11 protein-coding genes are annotated in these 14,000 nt (G+C 72.6%); 6 read left to right on the top strand and 5 right to left on the bottom strand.

From position 1 onward, the window contains the following. The first annotated feature begins 94 nt into the window (after nucleotides 1-94). The 6 genes from argH (at nucleotide 95) to WQ56_RS11560 (ending at nucleotide 6,425) form a co-directional block, all read left to right on the top strand. Complete coding sequence (gene argH, locus WQ56_RS11590; RefSeq protein ID WP_047137275.1) at nucleotides 95-1,390, top strand: argininosuccinate lyase; 1,296 nt, start codon at nucleotides 95-97, stop codon at nucleotides 1,388-1,390. Then, nucleotides 1,387-1,653 (top strand): YciI family protein, encoded by a 267-nt coding sequence (locus tag WQ56_RS11585; protein WP_047137274.1) that lies wholly within the window; start codon nucleotides 1,387-1,389, stop codon nucleotides 1,651-1,653. The genes argH and WQ56_RS11585 overlap by 4 nt, the downstream gene beginning before the upstream one ends. An 11-nt stretch (nucleotides 1,654-1,664) precedes the next feature. After that, nucleotides 1,665-2,813, top strand: coding sequence for a glutamate 5-kinase (gene proB, locus WQ56_RS11580; RefSeq protein WP_047137308.1), 1,149 nt, complete (start codon nucleotides 1,665-1,667; stop codon nucleotides 2,811-2,813). Then, nucleotides 2,810-4,285, top strand: coding sequence for a PA2928 family protein (locus tag WQ56_RS11575; protein ID WP_047137273.1), 1,476 nt, complete (start codon nucleotides 2,810-2,812; stop codon nucleotides 4,283-4,285). Before proB ends, WQ56_RS11575 begins: the two co-directional genes overlap by 4 nt. Next, a complete protein-coding gene (locus WQ56_RS11565) occupies nucleotides 4,282-5,100 on the top strand; it encodes a hypothetical protein (RefSeq protein WP_052772984.1) in 819 nt (272 codons plus the stop codon). Before WQ56_RS11575 ends, WQ56_RS11565 begins: the two co-directional genes overlap by 4 nt. 74 nt (nucleotides 5,101-5,174) lie before the next feature. Beyond that, nucleotides 5,175-6,425, top strand: a complete 1,251-nt coding sequence (locus tag WQ56_RS11560; RefSeq protein ID WP_047137270.1) for a glutamate-5-semialdehyde dehydrogenase — start codon at nucleotides 5,175-5,177, stop codon at nucleotides 6,423-6,425. Between the two features lie 32 nt (nucleotides 6,426-6,457). On the opposite strand, the gene pgaD is transcribed toward WQ56_RS11560, so the two are convergent. From pgaD to WQ56_RS11535, 5 genes are all read right to left on the bottom strand, one after another. After that, nucleotides 6,458-6,898, bottom strand: a complete 441-nt coding sequence (pgaD, locus tag WQ56_RS11555) for a poly-beta-1,6-N-acetyl-D-glucosamine biosynthesis protein PgaD (RefSeq protein ID WP_052772983.1) — start codon at nucleotides 6,896-6,898, stop codon at nucleotides 6,458-6,460. Next, entirely contained in the window at nucleotides 6,895-8,157 is a 1,263-nt protein-coding gene (gene pgaC / locus WQ56_RS11550; RefSeq protein ID WP_047137268.1) for a poly-beta-1,6-N-acetyl-D-glucosamine synthase, read from the bottom strand. Before pgaC ends, pgaD begins: the two co-directional genes overlap by 4 nt. A 2-nt stretch (nucleotides 8,158-8,159) precedes the next feature. Further along, entirely contained in the window at nucleotides 8,160-10,046 is a 1,887-nt protein-coding gene (gene pgaB, locus WQ56_RS11545) for a poly-beta-1,6-N-acetyl-D-glucosamine N-deacetylase PgaB (protein WP_047137267.1), read from the bottom strand. Then, nucleotides 10,043-12,043, bottom strand: coding sequence for a poly-beta-1,6 N-acetyl-D-glucosamine export porin PgaA (gene pgaA / locus WQ56_RS11540; RefSeq protein WP_047137307.1), 2,001 nt, complete (start codon nucleotides 12,041-12,043; stop codon nucleotides 10,043-10,045). The genes pgaB and pgaA overlap by 4 nt, the downstream gene beginning before the upstream one ends. A 196-nt stretch (nucleotides 12,044-12,239) precedes the next feature. Continuing rightward, nucleotides 12,240-13,955 (bottom strand): AMP-binding protein, encoded by a 1,716-nt coding sequence (locus WQ56_RS11535; protein WP_047137266.1) that lies wholly within the window; start codon nucleotides 13,953-13,955, stop codon nucleotides 12,240-12,242. Nucleotides 13,956-14,000 lie beyond the last annotated feature (45 nt).

The following is a 14,000-nucleotide window of genomic DNA, read 5'->3' as shown; positions in this document are numbered from 1 at the left end:
CTTTGTGTAGGAGCGCGCTCGCGCGCGATGACGCTTTCCCCCTAACGCCATTCGCGCGCAAGCGCGCTCCTACAGATCACAACTGGAAACAGACATGAGCAATCTCCTCTGGCAGAAGCCCGGCGTCGCCGTCGACACGCAGATCCAGGCATTCCTGGCCGGCGACGACGTGATCCTCGACCGCGCGTTCTTCCTGCACGACATCGCCGCCAGCGCCGCGCACGCGCAGGGCCTGCAGCGTGTGGGCATCCTGTCGGCCGAGGAACTCGCCGGCCTGGAGCGCGAACTGGAGACGCTGGCCGAGGACTTCCGCAGTGGTGCATTCGTGCTCGACGACCGCTTCGAGGACGGCCATTCGGCGATCGAGGCGCGCCTGACCGAGCGCCTGGGCGATGCCGGCCGCCGCATCCACACCGGCCGCAGCCGCAACGACCAGGTACTGGTCGCCACGCGGCTGTGGCTCAAGGAGAAGCTCGCCCGGCTGGCCGCGCTGTCGCGCGAGATCGCCAAGATCGCGCTGGACAGGGCCGAGGCCGAGCGCGACCTGCCGATTCCCGGCTACACCCACATCCAGCGCGCGGTGCTGTCGTCGGGCGGCATGTGGTGGTCGGGCTGGGCGGAGGCCTTCATCGACGACGCGGTACGCGCGGCCGACACGCTGGCGCTGATCGACTGCAATCCGCTGGGCACGGCGGCCGGCTACGGCGTGAACCTGGCGCTCGACCGCGACCACACGACGGCTGCGCTGGGCTTCGCGCGGCTGCAGGTCTCGCCGGTCTACGCGCAGCTCTCGCGCGGCAAGTTCGAGCTCGCCGCACTCGAGGCGCTGGGCAGCGCCACGCTCGACCTGCGCCGCCTGGCCTGGGACCTGTCGCAGTTCACCAGCGCCGAGTACGGTTTCGTCGCGCTGCCGGCGCAGTACACCACCGGCAGTTCGATCATGCCCAACAAGCGCAATCCCGATGTCGTCGAGCTGATGCGCGCCACGCACGCCAGCGTCGCTGCCGCGCGCACCGAGATCGAGCAGCTGCTGTCGCTGCCGTCGGGCTACCACCGCGACCTGCAGAGCTCCAAGGGCGCGATCTTCCACGGCTTCGGCCGCGGGCTGGCCGCACTGGAACTGCTGCCGGCCTTGCTGGCGAACCTGGAATGGCGCGAGGACCGGCTGCGCGCGGCGGTCGACTCGGGCATGTACGCGACCGACGTCGCGGTCGAGGCCGCGATCGCGGGCGTCCCGTTCCGCGAGGCCTACAAGGCCGCCGCGCAGAGCGCCGACACCGCCGGCCAGGGCCGCACGCCCGAGGGCAGCCTGGCGGCGCGGACCTCGCCGGGTGGCGCCGCCGACCTGCGGCTAGATGCCTTGCGTGCGCGCTGGCAGGCGTTGGCATGAGCACGACCACGCGCTACCTGGTGCTGGCGATGCGGCGGCCCGAGTTCGAGGCCTCGGTGGTCGCGCCGCACCAGGCTTTCCTCGACGACTTGCGCGACCGCGGCCTGCTGGAGATGACGGGCGGTTTCGGCGACGGCAGTGGCGGCGCGTACGTGCTGCGCAATGTCGCCTCGCTCGAGGACGCCCAGGCCATCGTCGCGGCCGACCCGCTCGCGCTGCAAGGCGCGAGCGATCTGGTCGTTCGGCAGTGGCATACCCGCTGAAGGCAGGCGCGATGTCGGTCTCCTCGTCCCCTGTGTTTCCCGAGCAGCCGCTGCCGCCGTGGCGGCGCGCGGTGCTCAAGGTCGGCAGCAGCCTGCTGGCCGCCGACGGCGGCGGGCTGTCGCCGCAGTACGCCGCCGCGCTCGCCGGCTTCGTGCGCGCCGCGCACGCGGCCGGGCGCGAGGTCGTACTGGTCTCGTCGGGGGCGGTGGCCGCCGGTCGCGCGATCCTGCAGGCCGGCGGCGAGCCGGGCGCGCCGATGGCCGAGCGCCAGGCGCTGGCCGCGCTCGGCCAGGCCCGGCTGACCGGGTTCTGGCAGGGCTTCTTCGAGCGGCCCGTCGCGCAGGTGCTGCTGACCCACGACGATCTGCGCAACCGCCGCCGGTATCTCAACGCGCGCGCCACGTTGCAGGCGCTGCTGCGCCACCGCACCTTGCCGGTCGTCAACGAGAACGACACCGTGTCGGTGGACGAACTCAAGCTCGGCGACAACGACAACCTCGCCGCGATCGTCGCCGCGCTGGTCGATGCCGAGGTGCTGTTCATCGCCACCGACATCGACGGCCTTTACGACGCCGATCCGCGGGTGGAACCGTTCGCACGGCCGATGCCGGTGGTCGCGCAGATGAGCGGCTCGCTGCTCGCAGTCGCAGGCGGCGCGGGCAGCAGTGTCGGCACCGGCGGCATGCGCACCAAGCTCGAAGCCGCCCAGCGCGCGGCATCGGCCGGCATCGCAACCGTGCTGTTCAACGGCCGCCGCGCCGAGGTGCTCGACGCGTTGGCCCGCGACCGCCTGACCGGCACCCGCATCCACGCGCTGCGCACCCGGCTGGCGGCGCGCAAGCACTGGCTGCGCAACGCACCGGCCGAGCCGGGCGCGCTGGTCGTCGATGCCGGCGCTGCCCATGCGCCGGTGGAGAAGGGGGCGTCGCTGCTGCCCGGTGGCGTGGTCGCGGTCGAGGGCGCATTCCGCCGCGGCGACCTGGTCGAGATCGTGCTGCGCGACGGCGATGGCCAGGACGCGGTCGCACGCGGCGTCAGCCAGTACGCGGCCGACGACATCCGGCGCCTGCTGCGCCGGCATACACGCGACATCGAGTCTGTGCTCGGCTACAGCTACGGCGGCAACATCGTCCACCGCGACGATCTGGTGCTGACATGACCTTCGCGCAGCTACGCAAGTCCGTGCTGGCGGTGGGCATGGGGCTTGGGATGGTCGCCGGTATCCCGCTGCTGATCGCCTGGATGCTCTCGCGCCATGCCGACAGCCGGATCCAGTCCGGCCCGCTGCTGCTCGACGATGCCGATGCGTCGCAGATGGCGTTTGTGCTCGAGGACACCCGCGCGCACGCGGTCGAGAACGGCATCGTGCGCAGCCGCTCGCGCCAGTACGCGCAGGTCGTCGACATGCGCCACGGCCGGCTGCTGTGGAGCCGACGCCTGAACGCCGAGGATGCGCAGGGCCGAGACTGGGGCCGCGGCGCGCTGCTCGGCGCATCGCAGCGCTACCTGTTCGCATGGCGCAATGCGGTCTATGCCTTCGACCGGGCCGATGGCCATCGCCAGAAGCCCGACGGCCCACTGGCCACGCCGGTGCAACGCGCGCGCTACGACACGCAGGCCGGGCGGCTGGCGATCGTCGACGCGCAGGGCCGCGCCTGGCGCATCGACGGCGACACGCTGGCGCCGACGGCGGCGGACGACATCGACCCGGCGACGCTGTTCGACGCTGCCGACCCGGCGATGGCCGCGCCCACGTTGGCATCGGCTTCGGCCGCGGTCGACGCCGAGGGCATCTGGACGCTGCTGGCGGCGCCGGCGGAGGCGCAGGCGCTGGCCGCCGGGCGCGAGCGCAGCGGCGACGACGTGCTCGACGCACGCCGCCAGCTGCTGCGTGGGCGGCTCCACTGGCGCTCACCCGATGCCAACGGCTTCGCGCCGGTGGGCGAGGCGGTGTTCATCCGCGGCGTGTTCCTGCGCGACCCGGCGCAGCCGCCGTTGGACGTCGAGACGGCGCTCTCGCAGGTCGGGCCCGAGGACGACGTGCCGGAGCCGGAATCGCCGCGCATGCCGCATTTCGGGCGCGAGCCGTCCGATTTCCCCAGCGAGGCCGCCTATCGGCAGGCACGGGCACGTTACCGTGCGCAGCTGCCGGCGGCGCTGCGGCGGTTCCACGCCGAGCAGGCGGACTACATGCGCGCGATGGCGGCCTACCGCGAGCAACGGCAGCAGGCCGATGCGCGTGCGGGGCAGGCGCGCGGTGCGCGCAATGCGTACATCAACGCGATGCGTCCCTTGCTGCAGCGCGCCTGGCTGACGGCCGATGATGCGCTGTGGACGGTCGGTGATGCGCGCGATCGCCTGGTGCTGCACGCCGCCGATGCGGCGCGCGATGCGCCGCAGCTGCTCAGTGCGGTCGGCGAGGACGGCGACGTGCGCTGGACGCTGGCATTGGGCGTGGACCGGCTCGACGCGATCTGGCGCGCACGCGACGGCGCCCTGCTGGCCGCCGGGCGCAGCGACGGCGCGCGCTCGGATGTGCTGCTGCGGGTGGACCCGGGCCGCGGCACCGGCTGGCGCTACCTGGCGCGGACACGCGAGACGCAGCCGCTGGCGCCGGAGGCGACCCGATGATCGAGCTGATCCTGGTGCTCGTGGCGATGGCACTGGCGACGCTGGCAGCGGCGTGGGCCGCGGTCTGGCCGCTGCGGCAGTGGTGGCGCGTACGCCGGATCGCCACCGCCGGCGTCCGTCGCGAGGCCGAAGTGCTTGCGGCGACCGCAGGGCCGGGCCCGGCGACCACGGTGACCTTGGCGTTCGACAACCTGGGCGGGCATCGGATCCAGGATGTAGTGACCCTGGTCGACACCCGGCCGCAGTTGCGCCGGTTCGTGCCCGGCGGGCGCCTGGCGGTGCGGCTGGCGCCGGATCCGCGTCGCGCGCCGCCCCTGGTGATCGAGGGCGCGCGTTCGCGCCCGGCCCTCTGGGCCTGGGCCTTGCCGCTGCTGCCGCTGGGCATCGCTGCGCTGTGTGCCTGGCGCCTGCGGCTGCGCCATTACCAGGCCGGTGGCGAATGGTCGGAGATGTTCGGTCATGGTCAGGCCGAGTTCGGGCTGGCGATCGCGGTGCTGCTGCTGGTGGCGGTGCTGGCGTTCGTCGCACGGACGCTGCGGCGCCATGCGCTGGCCGTGCCGGCCGAGCTGCGCTACGGCGGCGTGCCGGTGGTGGCCGAGGTGCTGTCGGCCGAGCACACCGGCACGGTGATCAACGACGCACCGGTGATCGCCCTGCGCCTGCGCTTCGTCGATCGCGCCGGCGTCACCCACACGGTGGTCGCCGAACGTGCGATCGCGCCGCTGCGGTTGGCGCGCGTGGAGACCGCGCGGACGCTCGAGCTGCTGTATCTGCCCGCGCAACCGACGCGGATCGCCTTGCCGACGCTGGAGTAGGCGAAGGCGCAGGTCCCATGCGCGCCGCCGCGGTGCTAGGGTTGACGCCCTGTTTCCTCGGCACAGGAGCCGGCATGCAGACGATCCGGGACCAGGCGCTGGCGTGCCGCGAGGCCGCACGCACGCTCGCTGGGCTGGGCACGGACGAGCGCGACGCGCTGCTGCGCGCGATGGCCGACGCGCTCGATGCGCACGCCGACGCGATCCTCGCGGCCAACGCCCGGGACGTCGCCGCCGCCCAGGTGCGCGGCACCGGCGGCGCGCTGCTCGATCGCCTGCGGCTCGACGCGGCGCGGCTCGACGGCATTTCGGCGGCGGTGCGCGAGGTCGCCGCGCTGCCCGATCCGGTCGGGCAGGTGACCCGGGACGACGTGCGCCCCAACGGCCTGCGCGTGCGCAAGGTACGCGTGCCGCTGGGCGTGATCGCAATGATCTACGAGGCGCGGCCGAACGTGACCGCCGACGCCGCGGCACTGTGCATCAAGGCCGGCAACGGCGTGATCCTGCGCGGCGGCAGCGAGGCGATCCACAGCAATACCGCGATCGCGGCCGCGCTGCGCGAGGCGATCGCCGCGCAGGGCATCGGTCCCGACGTGCTGACGCTGGTCGCCGACCTGCGCCGCGAGACGATGCTCGACCTGCTGCAGCTGTCGGACCTGGTGGACCTGGCGATCCCGCGCGGCGGCGAGGGGCTGATCCGCTTCGTGGCCGAGCATGCGCGCGTCCCGGTGATCAAGCACTACAAGGGCGTGTGCCACCTGTTCGTCGACGCCAGCGCCGACCCCGATGCCGCGCTGCGGTTGCTGATCGACGGCAAGACCAGCCGGCCCAGTGCCTGCAATGCGCTGGAGACGCTGCTGGTGCACGCCGACATCGCCGCGGCGTTCGTGCCGCACGCGGTGCAGGTGCTGCGCGCGGCGGGCGTCGAGGTGCGCGGCGATGCGCGCATCCGCGCGCTGGTCGGCGACGTCGCCGCGGCCGGCGAGGACGACTATGCGGCCGAGTTCCTCGACCTGGTCATCGCCGCGCGCGTGGTCGATTCGCTCGACGCGGCGATCGCGCACATCCAGCGCTTCGGCTCCGACCACACCGAGGTCATCGCCACGCGCGACGATGCCAGTGCGGCCCGCTTCGTCGCCGCATTGCGCGCGGCGGTGGTGATGGTCAACGCCTCGTCGCGCTTCAGCGACGGCGGCGGGCTGGGGCTGGGCGCGGAGATCGGGATCTCGACCACGCGCCTGCACGCCTACGGGCCGATGGGCCTGGAGGCGCTGACGGTCGAGCGCTTCGTCGTGCAGGGCGCGGGACAGGTGCGGCACCCGTAGCGCCGCCACGTCGCCGGCCCACCGGCGCCGGCTCAGCTGCCGCGCCGGATGGCCACGGGACGGGCGTCGTCGTCGAGCGCGACCTGGACGATCCGCCCGCTCTGCAGTTTCGCGGCCAGTGCATCGCTCGCGCCCAGCGCGATCCGGACCTGGTCGTGGCCGATGTCCACGCGCCGGTGGCGGCGGTCGGCGTCGGCGAAACGCGCGCGGTTGTATTCGGCCCAGCCGATCAGCGACACGCTGCACACCAGCGCGATGACCGGCAGCGACAGCAGCAGGAACGGGTCGAGTGCGTTCTCGGCCACGTACAGGCGCAGGTAGGCGCTGCGCAGCCCGACGAACCAGGCGACCGCGGTGACTAGCGGGGCCCACAGCCAGGCGTAGACCATCCACGCGGCGGCGGTCAGGGCGCCGGATGCGGCCCGGCGTGTCGGCGGCCGGTGCCGGCTGTGGTCGATGATCGGTGGCCTCATGCGGTCGCTCCACGGTCGGGACTGGTCCACTGGGCGCGCCGGGCGCCGCGTCGCAGCAGGGTGCGCGGGAAGGCCACGACCGCCGTCAGCATGCCGAGCATCCAGAACGCGATCGGGTACCAGATCACCCAGTAGAAATGGCGCGCCATCCGCGCCTCGTAGCGGCGCTCGATCATCAGGCTGGTGGCGAACTGGAGCATGCACACGAACGCCAGCACCATGCCGTGCCAGCGCGGCAGGATGGTCTCCACGTGCAGCGCGGGCGGCAGCGGCACGAAGTGACCGAGCGCCCACAGCACGATGATCGCCAGCATGACGTAGGCCCAGACCAGGCTCAGCAGGTACTCGGCCAGCACGCCCCACATGCGCCGCTTCTTCCAGCCCAGCACGCTGCGGCCGTGGCTGAGCAGGACCTCGACGCCGCCGCAGGCCCAGCGCAGCCGCTGCGACCACAGGCCGCGCAGCGTCTCGGGCATCAGGATCCAGCACAGCGCGTTGGGCTCGTAGCGGATGTCCCAGCCGGCGAGCTGCAGCCGCCAGGAGATGTCGATGTCCTCGGTGACCATGCGGTCGGACCAGTAGCCGACGTCGTGCAGCGCGGTGCGGCGGAACGCGCAGATCACGCCCGACACGGTGAACAACCGGCCATAGGTCCGCTGCGCGCGCTTGATCAGGCCGATGATCGCCGAGAACTCGCCGATCTGCATGCGGCCCATCAGCGTCGTGCGGTTGCGTATCCGCGGGTTGCCGGTCACCGCGCCCACGCGCGGGCCGTCGATCAGGTGCCCGACCATCCAGCGCACCGCGTGCGGATCGAGCGTCGCATCGGCATCGATGCAGACCAGCAGGTCCGACCGTGCGGCCAGCGTACCGATGCGCAGCGCATTGGCCTTGCCCTGGTTCTGCGCCAGATGCACCACGCGCAGCCGCGGGTGGTCGGCCACCAGCGCGTCGAGCAGCTCGCAGGTCCGGTCGCCGCTGCCGTCGTCGATGGCGACGATCTCGTAGTCGGGATACGCCTGGGCCGACAGCGCGGTGATCGTGGCGACGATGTGCGCTTCCTCGTTGTGGCACGGCACCAGGATCGAGACGAACGGTGCGCGGCGCAGCGGCGGCGGCGCGTCGGGCCTGGGACCCTTGCGTTCGCGGCGCAGGTAGTAGTACAGCCCGCCGGTCATCCACAGCACGGACATGACGATCGGGTAGAAGAACGCGAAATTGAACAGCCAGCGCGTCCACGGCAATGCGGCCAGATCCATGCTCAACGCTCCATGTACGGAAATTGCCGCGCCGACATCGCCTCGCGCGCGTCCTCGAGCGGCGGCCGGTCGCCGACGAAATCGTCGGGGTAGTAACCCAGGTGCCGGATGCCCGCGGCCGAGAGCAGGCGCGCCTGCGCGCGCAGCGTGGTGCCGGGCAGCGGCGCGGGTGCGCGCCAGTCGACGGTCTGCAGCTCGAACAGGGTGCCCTCGACGCCGCCCGGCGTCGTGCGGACCGCGTCGGCAAGCCCGCGCAGCCAGGCGTCGGCGCGGCCGGCCTCGACACCCTCGAGTTGCGGCATCGCCATCAGCGCCGTGTAGTCGTAGGCCGCCAGGAACGGTTCGAGGCGCTGCGCGAACCAGGCCTCGGCCGCCGGCTCGAGCACCGGCCGCGCGAACAGGTTGCGCGCGGTCGTGAGCTTGGGGCGCCAGCGCTCGGCCGCGGCCTTGAGCGCGAGGGTGAAATCGACCAGTGCCTGCGTGCGCGCCGCCGGCACACCGCCGCCGTAGCCCGGGATCTCGTCGTCGCGCAGATAGGCATCGTCGTGGAACAGCAGGCCGTCGAAATGCGCGGCGATCGCGAGCTCGGCGTAGAGGTCGGACACGATCGCGCGCGTGCGCGGATCGCCCGGGTCCAGCCGCGGGATCTCGGCCGGGTCGCTCGCGGCGATCCGCAGCTGCGCCTGCAGCGCGGCATCGGGGAGTTCGAAGCCCAGTACCGGCATCCATGCGAACACCCGCACGCCGGCGCGCGTGCGCAACTGCCAGGCGACGCGGTTGAACAGGTCGGCGCGCATCGGCAGGTGGCGGCTGGGGAAGTACACCGCCTCGGCGGCGCCGTCGCCGTCGGGGTCGGCGAACGCCTGCAGGAACACATGGCTGGGGCCGATGTCGTGGATCCGTTGCACCAGTGCGTCCACGTTGCGCGCCATCTGCGCGGCGTCGTCGTCGTAGACGTAGTCCAGGTCGACCTGGACCGCGCGCACGCCGTCGAGCGACAGGTCGCGGCGCAGCTCCCCGGCGAGGTCGCGCACGTCGGGATTGCGGTGCATCAGCAGTCGCGCCAGGCTCGCCAGCGACGCGCCCTCGACGCGGGTCTCGCCCTGCTGGCCGAGGTCGGCCTGGCGCGCCCGGCCTTCCAGGTCGAACGACAGCGTCATGCCGAGGCGGCCCGCGATGTCGTTGGCGACGCCGTTGTACGCGGCGTACGGCCACACGATCACGCGCGGCGCGTGCCCGGTGTGGCGTACGATCAGGTCGCGGCTGGTGCGCAGATCGCGCTCGATTCGCGCCCGCCACGCGTTCTCGGACTCGTAGCCGCCGGCCTGCGACCAGATCCGCGTCACCGCGGCAGGGGTCTGGTTGCCGAACGGATTGCCCGGCACGCCCCGGTGCAGGTCGTGGCTGTGCGAGCCGATCTCGACCAGCCCGCTGTCGCGCATCTCGCGCAGCTGCGCCCAGGTCAGGAAGTCGTCGCGGCCGAAATCGCGCGGGCCGTAAGGCACCACGGCGCCCTCGGGCAGGTCCAGCCAGCCGGTGACCGGGGCGACCAGGGCCGGCCAGCCGTAGGCGCGCAGCAGCGGGAAGGCGTGCGTGTAGACGCTGCGCAGGCCGTCGTCGAACGTCAGCAGCACGGCCTTGTCCGGCAGCGGCGGCCCGCCGGCGCGCGCGTCCAGCACCGCCTGCACGCTGACTGCGCGATAGCCGTTGGCGCGCAGCCAGTCCAGGTGCTGGGCGAAGTTGGCGGTCGACACCGCGTACGCGTCGGGATCGCCCTTGGCGGCGACGTCGTCGCGGATGTCGTGGTAGCTGAGCACCAGCAGTGAAGCCCGTGCGGGCAGGGCGAACGTCGCGAGCAGCAGCAGCGCGGCCAGCAGCATGCGTGTCATCGTGCGCCTCCCCAGTGCAGGCCCAGGTCGAAGGCGACGCGCTGCTCGCGCTGGCCGTCATAGACCGGGCGCGACCACGCCAGCCCGTACTCGATCGCGCGGCCGTCGCGCTGCCACAGGTGGCGATAGCCCAGCGTCGGCACCCAGGCGGTGCCGGCCTCGCGCTGCCAGTACGGACCGGCGGCCAGTTCCAGGCGTTGTCGGAATGCGGTCTCGTAGCGGCGCCAGGCGATGTGGTCCAGGCGCAGGCCCAGGCTTGCGGAGGCGTCGCGTGCCGGGTTGAAGTAGCCGACCTCCGCGCCGCGCGAGCCGCGGCTGGCGTCGGCCGACAGCAGGCCGTCGATGCGCAGATGCGGACGGCCGAGCAGCTGCCGGCTCGCATCGAAGCCGATGCGGTCGCGCCGGTTGCCGTCGTCGTAGCGCAGCCGGGTGGCGTGCAGATCGAGCGAGACGCGCTCGTCGGGTGCGTACGCGGCCTCCAGCGTCACGCTGTCTGCGGCGATGCCCAACCGGCGTGCCTGCAGCGAGGCGTCGATCGTGTTGCGCGCGATGCCGATCCCGGCACGCCAGGCGTCGTTGAAGCGCCAGTCGACAGCCGCGTCCCAGGCCACGCGGTCCTGCCGCGGACCGCCGTCGACATCGAGCCGGCCGACCCACAGCGACGCGCCGAGCCGGTCGTGGCGATACCACGCGCCGACCCCGTGCTGGCGCAGGCGCGTGCGCCCGGTATCGAAATCCGCATGGCGTTCCTGCGCGACGACGCCCAGCCGCCAGCGGTCGTCGATCAGCGGCGAGCGCAGGTCGAGCGCCCAGCCGCCGTCGCGACTGCCGAGCGGCGAGGCCGACGTGCCGGCATCGCGCGTCCGGCTGCGCCCGCGGGACGCCGTCAGCGTCGCCTGTATGCCGCGGTGGAGCGCCACGGCGCGGGCATCGCGCTCGAGACGCGGATCCTCCGGATGCGCGGTGCGCAGGGTGGTCAGCGCCTCGCTGGCGGCATCGGCGCGGTCGAGCGCCAGCAGCGCGCCCACGCGTCCTGCCAGCGCATCGCGCGCCTGCGGTTCGAGCGTGCGCGCCATCTCGTAGCGCTCCAGTGCCGCCGATGGCCGCAGGCGGCGCGACTGCACCGCGCCGTAGGCGGCCTGCAGCCTTGCATTGTGCGGACCGATGGCGACCAGCGAGCGCAGCATCGCCTCGGCGCGCGCCTGGTCGCCGGCATGGGAGTACGCGAGCGCGAGATTGACGTCCGCCTCGAACCGATCCCAGTTCTCGTAGCCGAACGGCGCGCCGGCCCGTCGCGGCCAGGCGTCCTGCGACGCCGCGACCGCCTCGAACACCGGCAGCGCGCGATCGAAGCGCTCGCTCTCCAGGTACGCGTAGCCCAGCAGGATGCGGGCATTGACGTCGTCGGGCGCGTGTCCGACCGCCGTCTCGAGCACGGTCGCTGCCTCGCCGGGGCGGCGCAGCGCGAGCAGCGCGTCGCCGACCGTGGGCAGGATGTAGGCCGGGACCTCGATGTCCGCGTCGCGCAGCGCCCGGTAGCCGTCGACGACCGCCTGGTGCTGCTGCAGGTGGCTCAGCGCCGACAGCGTGTCCACGCGCAGCCGCGTCGCTTCCCAGTTCGTACGGCGCGGTGCGCTGCGCTGCAATGCCTCGATCGTCGCTAGCGTGTCGCGCATCGCGTCCAGCCGCGCATCGGGGCGTTCGGGCTCGACCCGGCTCCAGCCGATTCGCCGGGCGAGGGCATCGCCCTCGATGCGCTCGCGCTCGTGATCGGGCAGCAGGCCGTCATGGCGGGCGAGCACGTCGGCGGCCAGCGCGCTGGCGCCGAGGTCGGCGAGCGTGAGCACCTGCAGGCGCAGCGCCTCGCGGTCTCCGGGCGCGGCATCGAGCCGGCCCTGGATCAGCGCCAGGGCCTGGGCGAACTGCGACTGGTCGCGCAGGGCGATGGCATCGTCGAGCGACCCATCGGCGGCGGCCGGAAAGGTGACGGCGGTCACAAAAGTGGCCGCGAGACGCACGAACGGGCGGCGCGCGCGGCGCCGGGTCAAGGGGCGATTGGACACGGTGTTTCGGCACTCCTAGCCAAAGAAATGTCGAAATGCACCACCCCTGCGCATGTCTCGACGTGCGAAAGGCTGCCCGCGGCGATGTTAAGCCGGTGTCGGTGCGGCCGCCGGCGCCACGACACCCGGTTCAGGCGGGCTTGCGACTGCCGGCGACTTCCGTCCGCGCGCGGTCACCTGCCGCCGCCATCTCACGCATCAGATACTTCTGCACCTTCCCGGTGATCGTCATCGGGAAACCGTCGACGAATTCGACGTAGCGCGGGATCTTGTAATGGGCGATGCGGCCGCGGCAGAACGCGCGGATGTCGTCGGCGATGCACGTGGCGCCATCGGCCAGGCGGATCCAGGCGCAGACCTCCTCGCCGAACCGGTCGTCGGGCACGCCGAACACCTGCACGTCGGCGACCGCGGGGTGGGTGTGCAGGAACTCCTCGATCTCGCGCGGGTAGATGTTCTCGCCGCCGCGGATGAGCATGTCCTTGAGCCGGCCGACGATCCGGCAGTAGCCGTCGGCGTCGAGCGTGGCCAGGTCGCCGGTGTGCATCCAGCCCTCGGCGTCGAGCACGTCGTCGGTGCGCGCCGGCTCGCCCCAGTAGCCGCGCATCACCGAGTAGCCGCGGGTCTGCAGTTCGCCGGTCTCGCCGCGCGGCACGATGACGCCGTCCTTGTCGACGATGCGCACCTCGACGTGCGGGTGCACCCGGCCGACGGAGTCGACACGCCGGTCGAGCGGGTCGTCGGGCGTGGTCTGGAAGCTCACCGGGCTGGTCTCGGTCATGCCGTAGGCGATCGTGACCTCGTGCATGTGCATGCGCTCGACGACCTTCTTCATGACCTCGACCGGGCACGGCGAACCGGCCATGATCCCGGTGCGCAGCGTCGACAGGTCGAACTCGCCGAAGCGCGGATGGTCGAGTTCGGCGATGAACATCGTCGGCACGCCATGCAGGCCGGTGCAGCGTTCGCGCTCGACGGTGCGCAGCGTGACCAGCGGATCGAAGCCTTCGCCCGGCACGACCATGCAGGCGCCGTGGGTCACGCAGGCGAGGTTGCCCAGCACCATGCCGAAGCAGTGGTAGAAGGGCACCGGGATGCACAGCCGGTCGGCCTCGGTCAGGCGCATCGCCTCGCCGACGAACCAGCCGTTGTTGACGATGTTGCGGTGGCTCAGCGTCGCGCCCTTCGGCGCGCCGGTGGTGCCGGACGTGAACTGAATGTTGATCGCGTCGTCCGGTGCGAGCCGGTGCTGCAGCGCGGCCAGCCGCGCGTGTGCGCTCGCATCGTCGCAACGCGCGACCGCATCGAAGCGCAGCGTGCCGGGGACATCGTCGCCGTCGCCCAGCAGCAGGATCTGGCGCAGCTCGGGCAGCCGGGCCGCATGCAGCGCGCCGGGCGTCGCGCCGTCGAGCTCGGGCGCCAGTTCGCGCAACAGCCCGACGTAGTCGGAGGACTTGAATGCACGGGCGAGCACCAGCGCGCGGCAGCCGACGCGGGTCAATGCGTATTCGAGTTCGTGCGTGCGGTACGCCGGGTTGATGTTGACCAGCACCAGGCCCGCGCGCGCCGTGGCGAACTGCATCAGCACCCATTCGGCGCGGTTGAGCGACCAGATGCCGATGCGATCGCCCGGCTCGAGCCCCAGCGTGAGCAGGCCCGCGGCGAGCCGCGTGACCGCGGCATCGAGTTCGCGGTAGGTCAGCCGCACCGCCTGCGGCGGCACGACCAGCGCTTCGCGGTCGGGATGCCGGGCGGCGATGCGCGCCAGCATGGCGCCGACGGTCTCGTCGAGCAGTGGCGCATCGGTGGGGCCGGCGACATGGCTCGGCAGCGGGGCACCGGACATCCGGTCCTCCTCGAACGACAGGGAGACCGAGGATATCGCCGGGAC

The organism is Luteimonas sp. FCS-9 (assembly GCF_001014645.1).
In the GTDB taxonomy this organism is placed as follows: Bacteria; Pseudomonadota; Gammaproteobacteria; order Xanthomonadales; family Xanthomonadaceae; genus Luteimonas.
This window is presented reverse-complemented; position numbering and strand designations above follow the sequence as displayed.